General features: G+C 69.3%; 13 protein-coding genes and 1 riboswitch. Of the genes, 2 read left to right on the top strand and 11 right to left on the bottom strand.

Annotation, left to right across the window (positions count from 1 at the left end; translation table 11 throughout):
• Positions 1-10 precede the first annotated feature (10 nt).
• Genes MQH31_RS06100 through MQH31_RS06085 form a run of 4 tightly spaced genes read right to left on the bottom strand, consistent with a single transcriptional unit; the run spans position 11 to position 3,619 of the window.
• Entirely contained in the window at positions 11-628 is a 618-nt protein-coding gene (locus MQH31_RS06100; RefSeq protein ID WP_243011317.1) for a nucleoside/nucleotide kinase family protein, read from the bottom strand.
• A complete protein-coding gene (locus tag MQH31_RS06095; RefSeq protein ID WP_243011316.1) occupies positions 615-1,406 on the bottom strand; it encodes an energy-coupling factor transporter transmembrane component T family protein in 792 nt (263 codons plus the stop codon). The genes MQH31_RS06100 and MQH31_RS06095 overlap by 14 nt, the downstream gene beginning before the upstream one ends.
• Positions 1,403-2,983, bottom strand: a complete 1,581-nt coding sequence (locus MQH31_RS06090) for an ABC transporter ATP-binding protein (RefSeq protein ID WP_243011315.1) — start codon at positions 2,981-2,983, stop codon at positions 1,403-1,405. Before MQH31_RS06090 ends, MQH31_RS06095 begins: the two co-directional genes overlap by 4 nt.
• A 3-nt stretch (positions 2,984-2,986) precedes the next feature.
• On the bottom strand, positions 2,987-3,619 hold the full coding sequence (locus MQH31_RS06085; protein WP_243011314.1) for an ECF transporter S component: 633 nt from the start codon (positions 3,617-3,619) through the stop codon (positions 2,987-2,989).
• A gap of 36 nt (positions 3,620-3,655) precedes the next feature.
• Positions 3,656-3,765, bottom strand: a riboswitch (TPP riboswitch).
• Between the two features lie 131 nt (positions 3,766-3,896).
• On the opposite strand from MQH31_RS06085, the gene nhaA reads away from it, so the two are divergent.
• Positions 3,897-5,258, top strand: coding sequence for a Na+/H+ antiporter NhaA (gene nhaA, locus MQH31_RS06080; protein ID WP_243011313.1), 1,362 nt, complete (start codon positions 3,897-3,899; stop codon positions 5,256-5,258).
• Positions 5,259-5,260: 2 nt separating this feature from the next.
• Here nhaA and MQH31_RS06075 read toward each other — a convergent pair whose 3' ends face one another.
• Together MQH31_RS06075 and MQH31_RS06070 are read right to left on the bottom strand one after the other, a co-directional pair.
• Positions 5,261-5,620 (bottom strand): hypothetical protein, encoded by a 360-nt coding sequence (locus MQH31_RS06075; RefSeq protein ID WP_134532257.1) that lies wholly within the window; start codon positions 5,618-5,620, stop codon positions 5,261-5,263.
• 39 nt (positions 5,621-5,659) lie between these two features.
• On the bottom strand, positions 5,660-6,946 hold the full coding sequence (locus tag MQH31_RS06070) for a DNA polymerase IV (protein WP_243011312.1): 1,287 nt from the start codon (positions 6,944-6,946) through the stop codon (positions 5,660-5,662).
• A gap of 116 nt (positions 6,947-7,062) precedes the next feature.
• Between MQH31_RS06070 and MQH31_RS06065 the strand changes: the two genes are divergently transcribed.
• Positions 7,063-7,620: a TIGR03086 family metal-binding protein gene (locus MQH31_RS06065; RefSeq protein ID WP_134532261.1), complete on the top strand. Its 558-nt coding sequence runs from the start codon at positions 7,063-7,065 to the stop codon at positions 7,618-7,620.
• A gap of 12 nt (positions 7,621-7,632) precedes the next feature.
• Here MQH31_RS06065 and MQH31_RS06060 read toward each other — a convergent pair whose 3' ends face one another.
• The 5 genes from MQH31_RS06060 to MQH31_RS06040 form a co-directional block, all read right to left on the bottom strand.
• Positions 7,633-8,433: an ABC transporter permease gene (locus MQH31_RS06060; RefSeq protein WP_243011311.1), complete on the bottom strand. Its 801-nt coding sequence runs from the start codon at positions 8,431-8,433 to the stop codon at positions 7,633-7,635.
• Positions 8,434-8,441: 8 nt separating this feature from the next.
• On the bottom strand, positions 8,442-9,353 hold the full coding sequence (locus MQH31_RS06055) for an ABC transporter permease (protein WP_243011310.1): 912 nt from the start codon (positions 9,351-9,353) through the stop codon (positions 8,442-8,444).
• Entirely contained in the window at positions 9,353-10,549 is a 1,197-nt protein-coding gene (locus MQH31_RS06050) for an ABC transporter substrate-binding protein (RefSeq protein WP_243011309.1), read from the bottom strand. The genes MQH31_RS06055 and MQH31_RS06050 overlap by 1 nt, the downstream gene beginning before the upstream one ends.
• A gap of 27 nt (positions 10,550-10,576) precedes the next feature.
• A complete protein-coding gene (locus tag MQH31_RS06045) occupies positions 10,577-11,635 on the bottom strand; it encodes an ABC transporter ATP-binding protein (RefSeq protein WP_243011308.1) in 1,059 nt (352 codons plus the stop codon).
• Positions 11,636-11,802: 167 nt separating this feature from the next.
• Complete coding sequence (locus MQH31_RS06040; protein WP_243011307.1) at positions 11,803-13,500, bottom strand: HNH endonuclease signature motif containing protein; 1,698 nt, start codon at positions 13,498-13,500, stop codon at positions 11,803-11,805.
• Between the last annotated feature and the right edge of the window lie 132 nt (positions 13,501-13,632).

Genomic DNA, 13,632 nt, shown 5'->3' with positions numbered 1-13,632 from the left:
TTTCCCTGATCTACGCGGATGCCGGGGTCCCGTCGAGTTCGAGCGTCGCCCAGCGTGCGGGTTCCTCCCGTACGAGGAATCCCTGCCATTCCGCCTGCCACTGGTCCCAGTGCGACCGGAACGCCTCACCGTCCCGCGCGAGCGCCCGCTGCTTGCGCTCCTGGTCGTCGGCCCTGAGCCAGATCCGCACGTCGCTCAGCCCGGCGTTGGCCGCGGCGAGGGTGCCGCAGCCCTCCACGAGCAGCGGGCGCGCCAGATCGACCGGGTGCCATTCCGCGGGCGCGTCCGTGGTCCAGTCGTAGCGGCGCCACGCGCCGGGCAGGCCCGCCCGGAACGGACGCAGCACGTGTTCGGACACGTGTGCGCTCGCGGCGGCGAGTCCGTTCCAGCCGGGGTAGATGTCGTCGAGACGGATGAGCGTGGGCAGCCCCTTCGTCCGGCCCTCTGTCGCAGGCCAGGCGGCGAGGATGCGGTCGGCGAGGGTGCTCTTGCCCGCCCCACTCGGCCCGTCGATCAGGATGACGACGGGCGGAGACGGATTCCGGGCATCCACCCCGGTGTGCGCTGCGGTGTGCGCCGCGATCGCAGCCAGCACCGGGGCGAGCAGCACCTGGTCAGGAGAGGACAAAGTGCCACGTCCCCGCCCAGATCGCGACCACGATTGCGATTCCGGCGATGCCGATGCCGAGCCCCAGCATCACCGCGTCCCCGGCACCGATCACCGATTCGCGGGCCCAGGTGCGCGGCGCGGTCCCGAAACCCCTGGCTTCCATGGCCGTTGCGAGCTTGCTCCCGCGGCGCACCGAGATGACCAGGAGAGCGAAGGCCGGCCCGAAAAAGCGGCGGAGCGCCCCGATCGGTCCGCCACCGTCACCGACTCCCCGCGCACGCCGCGCGAGGCCGAGGAAGCGCCAGTCTTCGATGAACATGCCGACGAGGCGGAGGCCGGCGAGTCCGCCGAGCACGAACCGGGCAGGAAGCCGCAGCACCTGGGCGAGCCCGTCGGCGAGGTCGGTGGGATCCGTCGTGGCCAGGAGCACGATCCCCGGCAGCCCGATCGCGAGCACGCGGAGCGCAATGGCCAGACCGAGCTGCACGGAGCCATCCGTCACCGTCACGAAACCGACGGTCAGGAGCACGGCCCCCGAGTCGCGGCCGTAGAGCACCGTGGTCAGGCCGGCGAAGGGCGCGGCGATCCACAGCGTCGACGTGCGCAGCCAGAATTGCCGTGCGCTCAGCCCGCACCAGAACAGCAGGACGCCCTCGAGGGCCAGGGCGACCAGCGCGGAGACCCAGTCGATCGAGAGCAGCAACGCGAGGCTCACGACGATCGCGGCGCCGAGCTTGGAGATCGGGTTGAGCCGGGCGACCGCGCTCGGGCGGATGCTCGGCGTCATCAGGCTCATCGGCGTACCCCGGCCGTGGACCCGGCAGCCGATCCGGCGTGGCCGGCCGCGAGCCGGTATTCGGAGTCGGCGATCGTGTCGACGAGGAGCTGGTCATGGGTCACGCACACGAGTGCGGTGCCCGCGCTCTGCACGTCGACGAGGAGGGAGACGAGTTCCCGCCAGGTGCGGGAGTCCTGGCCGAAGGTGGGTTCGTCGAGGACAAGCATCCGCGGGCGACTCGCGAGCACCGTCGCGACCGAGAGCCGGCGTTTCTCTCCGCCGGAGAGGGTGAAGGGGTTCGCCTCGGCGAGATGGTCGAGCCGGAGCCTCTCGAGGAGCTCGTCGACGCGGCGCGCCTGTTCCGCGGGAGCGAGGCCGAGGGCGTGCGGGCCGACGGTGAGTTCGGCGCGCACGGAGCCGGTGAGGAACTGGTGCTCGGGGTCCTGGAAGACCGTGCCGATCCGGGTGAGCAGGGCGCGGGAGCGCCAGCGCACCGGTTCGGCACCGAGACCGCCCGCGAGGCCGGGACCCGCCGTGAGACGGCCGCCCGCCGGAGCGAGCAGCCCGGCGAGGGTGAGCGCGAGGGTCGATTTGCCCGCGCCGTTCGGTCCGGTGATCGCGGTCGCCGTGCCCGCCCCGATGCCGAGGTCGATCCCGCCGGCGACGACCTGGGCGGTGCGGCGGGCGAACGGCACCCGCCCGACGGCGAGCCCGGTCGCGGACAGCAGGAGTTCGGGAGCCTGGGCTCCCCCGGCCTGCAGGCCGAGGTCAGCAGACAGCCGGCCCGGCAGCCGACCGGGCAGCCTGCCGGGCAACCGCGGCGGGAGGTGCGGCACCCAGACACCGGCAGCCGCGAGCCGTTCGCCCTCGGATTGCAGCACGGTGCCGGTCGGCCCGTCGGCGAGGATTCCCCCGGCGGCATCGAGCACGATGACCCGGTCGACGAGGTCCTGCCACACCGCGACCCGGTGTTCGATCACGATCAGGGTCGCCCCCGAGGCGTCGAGGGTGCGGCGCACGGCGTCTCGCACCTCCATCACACCATCGGGGTCGAGGTTCGCGGTCGGCTCGTCGAGCAGGAGCAGGCCCGGCCGCATCGCGAGGACGCCGGCGAGGGCGAGGCGTTGCTTCTGGCCTCCGCTGAGGGCGGAGGTGGGGTGGTCGAGCGGGAGCCTCAGGCCGACCGCCTCGAGGGCGACACCGACCCTGCGCCAGATCTCGTCCCGCGGCACGGCGAGATTCTCGCAGCCGAAGGCGACATCGTCGCCGACCCGCGCGAGCACGACCTGGGAATCCGGGTCCTGCAGCACGAGTCCGACCCGGCCGCGGGCATCCGCCGGTCTCCGCCCGTCGACGAGCAGCTCGCCGGTCTCGTCGCCCTCGTCCTCCGAGCCGAGCACCCCGGCGAGGGCGTGCACGAGGGTGCTCTTACCCGCGCCGCTCGCGCCGAGCAGCAGCACCCGTTCGCCGGGGCGGATGTCGAGGTCGAGTCCGGAGACCGCCGGGGCGCGCCGTCCGGCGTGCCGCCAGCCCCAGCCGCGGGCGCGCACGTGCGCACCCGCGACCGGGCGCACGGAATCGGGGTCCAGGGGCATCCGCTACACGGTCGCGCGCTGAGTCGCCCGGCCGGCAGCGTCGCGGCCGGCGGCGAAGCGACTCAGGGCTCCCGAGCGAACGAGGCCGCGCAGGACGAGCCAGGAGACCAGCCCACCGAGCAAAACGCCAGAGACCACGGCGGAGACGAAGTAGGTCACCTTGATCGCATCGTCGACGGCGGCGTAGCTGTTCAGGACGTCGAGGATTCCGACCGCGACGCCTGCCCCGGCGCCGGCGAGGAGCGCGGTGCCGAGCTTCCAGCTCGAATAGAGGAACAGGGCGAAGACGATCTCCGCGCCGAGGCCCTCGACGACACCCCAGATCAGGGTCGAGAAGCCCCACTGGGTGCCGATCAGCATCGAGACGACGGCGGCGACGACCTCGGTGTAGACGGCGGCGCCGGGCTTCCGCACGACGAGCCCGCCGAGCACGGCTGCGAAGAGCCAGCCGCCGGCGAGCAGGCCCTCGAGGCCCGGCGTGAAGGCCAGGACGGCGCTCAGCGGCGTCCAGGCCAGGCCCCAGGCCCAGAAGATGACGCCGCTCGCGACGCCGATCACGCTGGCGACGACGATGTCGACGACCCGCCAGCGGTAGTTGCGGACCCGGGCTGCGGGTGTGGTGAGTTTTGAATGCATGGTGTCGCGCCCTTTCAATGGCAATTGAGGGCACGGGTATGAGTGTTTCTGCCTCCCTGCGCTGGCATGATCCAGATCAGGTTCGACGGTCGAAGCTTAGGAAGCTTCCTCTCAGCCCGGTTGACCGGACTCCCGTGTTCGATACCGAGTATAGACCGGACCGGGTTCCCGCAGCAGGCGGAGGGGCGCGGCGAGGGGCCCGTGTACAGTGAAAGCAGGTGTGCCGGGAAGTCTGGTCGGCGTCCGCTCATCGAGCCCGAAACCAGAGGATCCACCCATGAATCCACCCATGAACCCGTCAGGAGCCTCCCCGGCTCCGCGCACTCCCCGGGGAATCGGCGCTGTCTTCCGGCGCAGCAGCTATCCGGAATACGTGCGAATCAGTCAGATCCTCCGTCGCGAAACGGTCGGCGGGGCGCTCCTGCTCGTTGCGACGGTCATCGCCTTGATCCTCGCGAATTCGCCGGCCTCCGGCGTCTACTTCGCCGTGCGGGACTTCGAGTTCGGCTACGAGCCCTGGCACCTCCAGCTCAGCGTCGGGGCGTGGGCGGCCGACGGCCTCCTCGCCATCTTCTTCTTCCTTGCCGGCCTCGAGCTCAAACGCGAATTCGTCGCCGGCGACCTCCGCACCCTGGACCGCGCGGTCGTTCCCGTTGCGGCGGCGGTCGGTGGCGTGCTGACCCCCGCGCTCTTCTTCACGCTGGTGAACATCGGCGGCGGCGCGGAGGCCTTGCGGGGCTGGGCCGTGCCGACGGCCACGGACATCGCCTTCGCCGTCGCCGTGCTCGCCGTGATCGGCTCGCACCTGCCGAGCGCCCTCCGGGTGTTCCTGCTGACCCTCGCGGTCGTCGACGACCTGCTGGCGATCACGATCATCGCGTTCTTCTACACGAGCGACTTGCAGCCGCTCCTGCTCGCGGCGGCCGCGGTGCCGCTCGCCCTCTTCGCATTCCTCGCGCACCGATACTCGTACCACTTCGGGACGCAACCGTGGCTGGCGTGGCTCGTGCTCGTGCCGCTCGGCGTGGTGACCTGGGTCCTGGTCCATGCGTCCGGCATCCACGCCACCGTCGCCGGTGTGCTGCTCGGTTTCGCGGTGCCCGTGCTCCGCAGCCGTCGTGGTGGCGGGCCGGACGCGGGAGCCGGGCTCGCCCAGACCCTCGAGCACCGGATCCGGCCGTTGTCCGCGGGATTCGCCGTTCCGGTCTTCGCTTTCTTCTCCGCCGGGGTCGCGATCGGCGGGCCCGCCGGTCTCGCGGCCGCCTTGAGCGACCCCGTCGCGATCGGGATCATCGTCGCGCTCGTGCTCGGCAAGCCGGTCGGCATCCTCTGCTCGACATGGCTCGTCACCCGCACGACGAAGGCATCACTCGACCCCGACCTGGCCTGGGTCGACGTGATCGGCGTGGCCATGCTCGCGGGCGTGGGCTTCACGGTGTCGTTGCTGATCAGTGAGCTCGGCTTCGGACACGGCACAGTGGAGGACGACCACGCCAAGGTGGCCATCCTCACGGCTTCATTGCTCGCGGCCCTGCTCGCCGCCGTCGTGCTGCGCAGCCGCAACCGGCACTACCGGGCAATCGACCTCAAGGAGAAGGCGGACGCGGACAACGACGGGATCCCCGACGCGTTCAGCTAGGGCTACTTTTTGAGCGCCCGAATGACGTGGCTGAGGGTCTTGCCGACGACCCAAACGAAAGGGATCCCCACGGCGAGCAGGGAGATGACGTTGGGCTCGAAGCGCACGGTGCCCTCGGCCTTCACGTAGGCGCCCACCGGGATGGACACCCCGCCACCGCCGCCACCGGCGCCGTGTCCGGGGCCGCCGAAGCCGCCCGAACCGGCGCCCTCTGCGGATTCGCCTTCGCCGCCGCCGAAGCCGTAGTACACGAGCGCGACGGGAACGATCGTGATCCCGTCGACGAGGACGGGGTCACCGTATGCCGACCGCACACCGGCGGAGCGAGAGATTTCTGCGAGCTTTTCGGGGAGGCTAGTCATATTCTCAAGATACCCCGTCGTGCTCCGCCACGCCCGGCATCAGGGATTGTCGTCTCCGTGTTCGCCCGCCCGGGGGTTCGGCTTGGTGGCGTCGAGGCCGACCGGGCGGGCCTGGCTCGGCCCGAGCAGCGAGGCGGGGCGCACCGCACCTCGACCGAAGCGCGCACTGACCGTGTCCACCGCGAGTTCGGCACCGCGCCAGTCATCGTCGGGGTCCCAGAGGCCGAGGCCGGCCCCGTCGCCGTCGCCGAGTTGCTCCACCCGCACCCCGATCAACCGCACGCGGATGCCGCGGGCCGCGAGCACGTCGAAGCTCGCCGCGGCCTCCTCGTAGATGCGCCGGCCCACGTTGGTCGCCTCGGCGAGAGTGCGCGAGCGGGTCACCGTGCTGAAGTCGGTGTACCGGAGTTTCAGCACGACGCAGCGGCCGACGAGCCCCGCTCGCCGGAGGGAAACCGCCACTGCGTCCGACTGGCGGAGAAGTTCGCTGCGCAACCGGGCGACATCCGTGACGTCGTGTTCGAAGGTGATCTCGTGGCCGACGCTCTTCTCCTCGCGTTCGAGGCTCACTCCGCGCGGGTCCCTCCCCCACGCCAGCTCGTGCAGCTTGCGGCCCGCGGCCTCGCCGATCTTCTTCTGCAGGACCGGCAGCGGTGTGGCGGCGAGATCGCCGATCGTGTGCAGGCCGAGCGCGAGGAGCGACTTCTCGGTCATGGCGCCGACGCCCCACAGCGAGTCGACGGGCAGCGGATGCAGGAACGCGAGGGTGTCCTCGGCGGGAACCACGAGCAGGCCGTTGGGTTTCGCCCTGCTCGACGCCATCTTGGCGACGAACTTCGTCGACGCCGCGCCGACGGAGCAGGTGAGCCCGGTCTCGTTCTGGACCCGTTCGCGGATCAGCGCTGCGATCACGGCGGGCGAGCCGTGCAGGCGGCGGGCGCCGGCGACGTCGAGGAACGCTTCGTCGATGCTGAGCGGCTCGACGAGCGGGGTCATGTCCGTGAAGATGCCCATCACCTGCTCAGAGAAATCCCGGTACCGGCTCATGTGCGGTTCGAGGACGACCGCCGCCGGGCAGCGCCGCAGGGCCAGCGCCATCGGCATGGCCGAGTTCACACCGTAGCGTCGGGCGATGTAGTTGGCGGCGGTCACGACGGAGCGGCCGGAGCGGTGGCCGACGATGACGGGCTTGTCGACGAGTTCCGGATGGTCGAGCAGCTCGACGGAGGCGAAGAACGCGTCCATGTCGATGTGGAGCAGGGTCGCCGAGGAGTCGTCGACGCTTGCCGCCGAGACCGTGCGGTCGCTTCCGTCCTGCCTGCTCACCCTGCGACACTAACCCACACCGCCGACCGTGCGAGCAGACCCGTTCAGCGGGTAGCGTGCGAGGCGGAATGCACCGGCGGCCGCACGGGTTGCATCGTGCAACGAAAGGAGCCCTCATGGAATCGAACTGGCTCGCCCTGCAGCAGCAGGCACATCAGGAGTTCAGCGCACGGCTCGCCCAGGTCACCAGCTGGGACGCGCCGACCCCGGACTCCGAGTGGACGGTCCGCGATCTCGTCCGACACGTCGTCCGAGGTCAGCAGACGGTGCCGCGCTTGCTCGCCGGACGCTCGGCCATCGAGGCGAAGCTCACCCGTGCACCGCTCGGCTCCGACCTGCAGGCGGAGTGGGACACGTACTCCGCCCTCGCGACCGCCGCCTGGTCGGAAGCACCGGCGGATGCCCCCGTCCGGCTGGCATCCGAGACCGTTTCCGCAGAGGAATACCTGCGGGAGCAGGTCGCGGAGGTCACGATCCACACCTGGGATCTCGCCCGGGCCGTCTCCGCCGACGACACCCTCGACGACGAACTCGTCGCTGCGGTGTGGACGGTCTTCGAGCCGCAGAAGGATGCCCTCGAAGCGAGCGGCCTCTTCGCTCCCCCGGTCCCGCTCCCGGACGATGCACCGCTGCAGACCCGCCTGCTCGCGCTCACCGGCCGCGACGCGCGCTGAACCGAACAGGCGTCACGGGGTGACCTTCTCCGCCCCGGCAAGGCGCTGCGCCACGTAGATCGGCACGATCGAGACCAGCACGAGGACCACGGCGATCACGTTGACGATCGGCGCCTGGTTCGGCCGGAACAGGTTGTCGAGGATCCAGATCGGCAGGGTCTTCACGCTCGACCCCGCGGTGAACGTCGTCACGATGATCTCGTCGAAGCTCAGCGCGAAGGCGAGCAGTCCGCCGGCGAAGAGCGCGGACCGCAGCTGCGGGAAGGTCACCAGCCGGAACGTGGTCCACAATCCCGCTCCGAGGTCGGCCGACGCCTCCTCCAGGTTCGTGCCGACGCGGCGGAGCCGGGCGATGACGTTGTTGAACACGGTGACGATGCAGAACGTCGCGTGCGCGATGATCACGGTCGCGATCGACAGTTGAATCCCCATGATGGTGCGGAAGGCGTTGTTGAGCGCGATGCCGGTGATGATGCCGGGGAGCGCGATCGGCAGGATCACGAGGAGGCTCACGGCGTCGCGCCCGAAGAAGGTGAACCGCTGCAGGGCGAGCGAGATCAGGGTACCGAGGACGAGGGAGACCAGGGTCGCCACGATCGCGATCTGCACGCTCGTCGCGATCGCGTCGAGGGCGCCCTCATTGCGGAACGCCTTCACCCACCACTCGAGGGTCAGTCCGGGCGGAGGCCAGGTCAGGTTCGTGCTCGTGCTGAATGAGTTGATCAACACGACGATGAGCGGCAGGTAGATCACCGCGAGGATGATCCCGGTGAGGACGGCGAGAACGACCCGTGCCGGTCTGCTGAGGCGCATCTCTCTCCCTACAGGTTGTCCAGGGCGCCGGTGCGGCGCACGGCGGCGAGGTATCCGAAGATGATCACGATCGGGATGAGGGCGATCGCGGCCGCGAGGGGCAGGTTGTTCGCCGCGCCGACGTTCGTGTACACGAGATTGCCGAGCATCTGGTTGGCCCCTCCAACGATGTTCACTGTGATGTAGTCGCCGAGGGTGAGCGAGAAGCTGAAGATCGAACCGGCGATGATCGCCGGCCAGATCATCGGAAGCACCACGAGCCGGAGGGTGGACCCGGTCCGGCCGCCGAGGTCGCCTGAAGCCTCGAGCAGGGAGTCCGGAACGCGTTCCAGGCCGGCGTAGATCGGCAGGATCACGTAGGGCAACCAGAGGTACGCGAGGGTGATGACCGTCGCGGGCAGCCCGTAGCCCGGGGTGTGGCCACCGAAAGGGGCCACCAGCCAGTCGACGATGCCATCGCTCGAGAGCACGGAGCGCCACGCGTACGCTTTCACGAGGTAGCTCGCCCAGAGCGGCATCAGCACGGCGATCACGAGCACCCGCTGCCACCGGGTGCTCGCGACCTTGGCCATGTAGAACGCGATCGGCAGGGCGACCAGAACGTCGACCACGGTCACGACCACAGCGACGCCGAGGGTGCGCAGGGTCACGGTCTGGTAGAGCGATCCGGTCAGCACGGTCACAATGTTGTCGAGCGTCCAGGTCTGCGTGATCGTTCCCGTGAACGTGTCGACCGTCCACAGCGCCGTGATCAGGAGCGCCGCGAGGGCCACGATGTAGACCAGCACCAGCCAGAACAGCGGGGCCGAGAGCAGCAGCGAGAGGCGCAGCCGGGGGTGCCGGCTCAGGAAGACCGAGATCCGGCGGGCCCCGGTGTCGCGGGGCGCCGGAACGGGCCCGCCGGAATCGGGCTGGAGCATCAGCCCTTGATCTCCTGCCACGCGGTCGTCCAGGCCGCGTAGTCCGTGCAGGTCACGTCGGTCCTGCCGTCGACGCACTTGGCGATCGGCGTCGTCCAGTACCAGATCTTCGACGCGTAGTCGGCGTCGCCGGCGTGATAGGTCGCACACTGGTTGGGGTCCGTCATGAACTCGCAGGCCTTCTGGTTGGACGGGGCCTCCCCGAAGTACTCGGTAGCTTGCGCGTTCGCCTTCGGGCTCGCGATGTAGTTGAGCCACGCGTACGCGCAGTTGGGGTGCGCGGCCTTCGAGGCGATCATCCAGGTGTCCGACCAACCGGTCACGCCCTCCGACGGCACAGTGACCTCGGCGGGGGTTCCGGCAGCGAGCGAGTTGCGGATCACCTGCCAGGTGGTACCGACGACCGTGTCGCCGGTCTCGAAGGACTGCACCGACTTGAGGTAGTCGGACCAGTACTCCCCGATGTTCGGACGCTGCTGCTTGAGCAGGTCGACGGCCGCCGCGAGCTGCTTCTCGTCGAGGGCGTACGGGTTCTTGATGCCCAGATCGGGCTGGTGCTTCATCAGGTACATGGCAGCGTCCGCAATGTAGATCGGGGAGTCGTATGCGGTGACCTTGCCCTTGTAGGCGGAGGACTTGTCGAACACGACGTCCCACGACGTCGGGGCGGGTGTGACGACATCCGTTTTGTACATCAATAGGTTGGCGCCGTAGCCGTGCGGAATGCCGTAGGAGACGCCGTCGACGCTGTTCCACGCCTGCAGCTTGAGGAAGTCGTAGATTCCGGCGTAGTTCGGGATCAGACCGGTGTTCACCGGGGCGACGTCCCCGGCGGCGACCAGGCGCAGGGAAGCGTCACCCGACGCGGCGACGACGTCGTAGTCACCGGTCTTCATGAGATTGAAGGCCTCGTCGGAGGTGCCGTAGGTCTTGCTCGTGACCTTGCAGCCGGTCTCGTCCTGGAAGGCGCTGACCCAGTCCACGGTCGGATCGTTGCTGCCATCCTCGACGTAGCCGGGCCACGCGAGGATCGAGACGGCACCTTCGTTCGCGCCGAGAGCGGTCGGCGCGGATGCCGTGGGCTTGGTCGAACCGGACGTCGTCGTCCCGCACGCGGTGAGGAGTGCGATCGAGGCGATGGCGAGCCCCGTCAGGGCTGTCAGTCTGGAGTTACGGTGGGGCGTATGGCGGTTCATAGCGGTCTCCATTCTTGGGTGAGCGGGTTACGGTGCCGGGTCCAGGGATTCGGCGTGCCGGTCGGCGACGATCGTGACCGTGTCCCTGTCTGACCAGGCCACGCGCACGCGGGCGCCGCGTTCTTCGTCTCCGACCCGACGTGCGTCGTTCTGCTCCTGGATGACGACGCGCATCCCGGCGTCGAGGTCGACGATGATCCGCGTGCTGCTGCCCAGGTAGATCACCTCGGCGAGCACGCCTGTCGCCGAGCGGTCGCCGCTGACCGGGGCGTCCAGCTTCGCGGCCGTCATCTTCTCCGGCCGAACCGAGTGGATGCCTCCGCGACCGAGCACCCGACGGGACAGTTCATCGCTGAACACGTTCGACGTGCCCACGAAGGCGGCCACGAACGGCGAGACGGGACGATCGTAGATCTCTGCGGGGGTCCCGAGCTGTTCGATCCGGCCCTCGTTGAAGACGGCGATCCGGTCGCTCAGGGTGAGCGCCTCCTCCTGGTCGTGGGTGACGAAGATGAAGGTGATGCCGAGTGCGCGCTGGAGTTCTTTCAGCTCGACCTGCATCTGTTCACGGAGCTTGAGGTCGAGGGCGCCGAGCGGCTCGTCGAGGAGTAACACCTTCGGCTGCACGACCGTCGCCCTGGCCAGGGCGACGCGCTGGCGTTGACCCCCGGAGAGCTGCCCGGGCTTCCGGTCGCCGAAACCGCCGAGACGCACGGTGTCGAGGGCCGCCCTGGCCCGCTCCTGGCGTTCGCGCTTGCCGACACCGCGCACGCGCAGCCCGTAAGCGACGTTGTCGAGCACCGTCATGTGTGGGAAGAGCGCATAGTCCTGGAACACGGTGTTGACGTCGCGGTCGAAGGGGGCGCGGTCGGTGACGTCCTCCCCCAGGAGCGACACCGTTCCGCTGGTGGGCTGCTCGAAGCCGGCGATCAGCCGGAGCACGGTTGTCTTTCCGGAGCCGGACGGACCGAGCATCGAGAAGAATTCGCCCTCGACGATGTCGAGATCGACCCCGTCGACGGCATTCCCCACTCCGAAGGACTTGGTCAGCCCCCGCAGGCTGATGGCCGGTCGGTCTACGGACACGGAGCCTCCTTTGTCACCCTCGGCTAAATCATATGGAAACGGATGTCTGAAATCCGGTTGCATATGTTGCGGTCAGGTCACGATGACCGAACGCCTCTGAGAACGACACCCTATAGCGACGGCTCGCGTCCGGCGCGGCCCCCGTTCACCCGGGTCAGTCGGCCTGGTCAGTCGCGGTTGGGTGGTCCGGTGAGGACTTGGTGGGCGCGGTGCCGGTTCGGTGGCCGCCAGAGCCGTTGCGGGTCGATCAGCCCCGGGGCCCGCACTTGTGGTGATCCTTTCACCATGCGGATCTCCCACCCCGAGGTATCGATGGTGTGGTGATGGAACCAGCACAGGAGGACCCCGTTGTCGACATTCGTGGGTCCGTCTTTCGCCCAGGGCTTCACATGGTGCACCTCGGCCCAGTGCGCCGGGGCTTTACAGCCGGGGATGATGCACCCGCCGTCCCGGGCGGTGATCGCCCGCCGCTGCGCCCGGTTGAAATACCGCCGCTCCGGACCCAGTTTGAGGACCTGGTTGTTCTCCCCGAACAACACCCCCTGGAAGCCGCCGTCACAGATCCGCTGGTGCACCGTCTTCAGCGACACGGGCGCTTCGACCCCGTCGATCCACCCCACCCCGACCCCGCTCGCGAGGTCGGCCGCGTTCACGTGCACCATCACCGTCGGTGCCGACCCGCCCATGCTGGGCGTGCCCTCATCGCGGGCGGCGTGTTCGAACAGGGCCCGGAGGATGTCCGCGCGCTTCTCCCCGCTCGTGCGGGTGTCCTGGCGGCGTTCCCGCAGCTCGGCTTCGATCACGTCGAGCTCGGGGCCGGTGTCGGCTCCGGTGCCTGCGGTTTCGGCGCCGGGAATCATCTGCCCCGAATCCATCAGCGCCTGTTCCTCCTCGGTGGGAAACGCGGGCCGCGCGTGGAAGCTCAGGAACGCGTCGAAGAGGGTGTTCATCATCCCGAACAGTTCCGGCGTCACCCCACCCTTCACCGGATACAACCCATTCTTCAACTGGCCGAAGCCGCTGTTCGACTTCGCCTCGAACACGTCCTCCTGCGGCAGGACCCCGTCGGGGTCCAGGGCGGCCTGCCACTGGAGCACCATGCCCCGGATCAGATCCGCGGCCGCGGGGACCCCGGCGCCGGCGAGGTTCTCGGTTTCCGGGGTGATCAGGCCGGCCGCCGTGGCGACCAGAGCCCGTTCCGCCGTCAGCAGGTCATCCGGCGCCACCCGGTGACTGATCGTCTGCAGCCCCGCCACGATCAGCTCCGCCGTCTCCACCCCGATCTCCCCCGCCGTCAGCGCGGCCCCAACGGTCGGGAACAACGGCGGCAACCAGCTGCTCCCCCCGCACGGCCGCGGCAACACCGCGTCCCCGAGCTTCGTCCTCCGCTTGACCTCCCGGGCCGACACCCGGGTCACCCGGGTCAGCACGTCCCAGGGGCCCTTACAGCCCATCCGCCACGCCAAACCCTCCCGGCCGAGCACCCGCGCTCGCCGATCCACATCCGTCGCCGTATTCACCCGCGCCGCATCCACCGTCCGCCCGATCGCCTCGACCGTGCTGAGCGCCGTCACCGCTTCCGCATCGCTGAGCAGCCCGACCGGGATCGCCGCCAGGGCCTCCACGAGAGCCACCTGGGCCTCGAGGAGTCGGGCGACAGCATCCGCATGCACCGAGGGAATAGCCCCGGCCAGCCCCTCCGCACCCTCGAAACCCTCAGCAATCGCAACCGGATGAGCCGACTCGACCGACGACTCAGCCGACGACTCGGTGGAGGCGAGGCCCACCGTGGTGGGCTGATCCCCCGCGGACCCGGAACCGGGTGTCTGCGGGGTGTGTGACTGTGGATCCGAAGCTCCTGCCATACCCCGATTCTACCCCGAATCGAACACTATTGCGAGGCTTGCTCACTTTATTTCGGGCATCTCATCTCGAGATTCATACCTGACAGCGAGTGTGTCCGCACTCGTGGTGCCGAATTCAGGAGATGCGCCCGG

Origin of the sequence: Cryobacterium zhongshanensis (assembly GCF_022760445.1) — a bacterium.
GTDB classification, from domain to species: Bacteria; Actinomycetota; Actinomycetes; order Actinomycetales; family Microbacteriaceae; genus Cryobacterium; species Cryobacterium algoricola.
Note: the sequence above shows the minus strand (reverse complement) of the source record. Positions and strands in the feature narration are given on the sequence as shown.

Excerpts from the sequence above, each read along its gene's own strand:
- MQH31_RS06060 (WP_243011311.1), bottom strand. The coding sequence starts at position 8,433 with ATGCGCCTCAGCAGACCGGCACGGGTCGTTCTCGCCGTCCTCACCGGG.
- MQH31_RS06055 (WP_243011310.1), bottom strand. The coding sequence starts at position 9,353 with ATGCTCCAGCCCGATTCCGGCGGGCCCGTTCCGGCGCCCCGCGACACC.
- MQH31_RS06090 (WP_243011315.1), bottom strand. The coding sequence starts at position 2,983 with ATGCCCCTGGACCCCGATTCCGTGCGCCCGGTCGCGGGTGCGCACGTG.
- MQH31_RS06050 (WP_243011309.1), bottom strand. The coding sequence starts at position 10,549 with ATGAACCGCCATACGCCCCACCGTAACTCCAGACTGACAGCCCTGACG.
- MQH31_RS06075 (WP_134532257.1), bottom strand. The coding sequence starts at position 5,620 with ATGACTAGCCTCCCCGAAAAGCTCGCAGAAATCTCTCGCTCCGCCGGT.
- MQH31_RS06040 (WP_243011307.1), bottom strand. The coding sequence starts at position 13,500 with ATGGCAGGAGCTTCGGATCCACAGTCACACACCCCGCAGACACCCGGT.
- nhaA (WP_243011313.1), top strand. The coding sequence starts at position 3,897 with ATGAATCCACCCATGAACCCGTCAGGAGCCTCCCCGGCTCCGCGCACT.
- MQH31_RS06065 (WP_134532261.1), top strand. The coding sequence starts at position 7,063 with ATGGAATCGAACTGGCTCGCCCTGCAGCAGCAGGCACATCAGGAGTTC.
- MQH31_RS06095 (WP_243011316.1), bottom strand. The coding sequence starts at position 1,406 with ATGAGCCTGATGACGCCGAGCATCCGCCCGAGCGCGGTCGCCCGGCTC.
- MQH31_RS06085 (WP_243011314.1), bottom strand. The coding sequence starts at position 3,619 with ATGCATTCAAAACTCACCACACCCGCAGCCCGGGTCCGCAACTACCGC.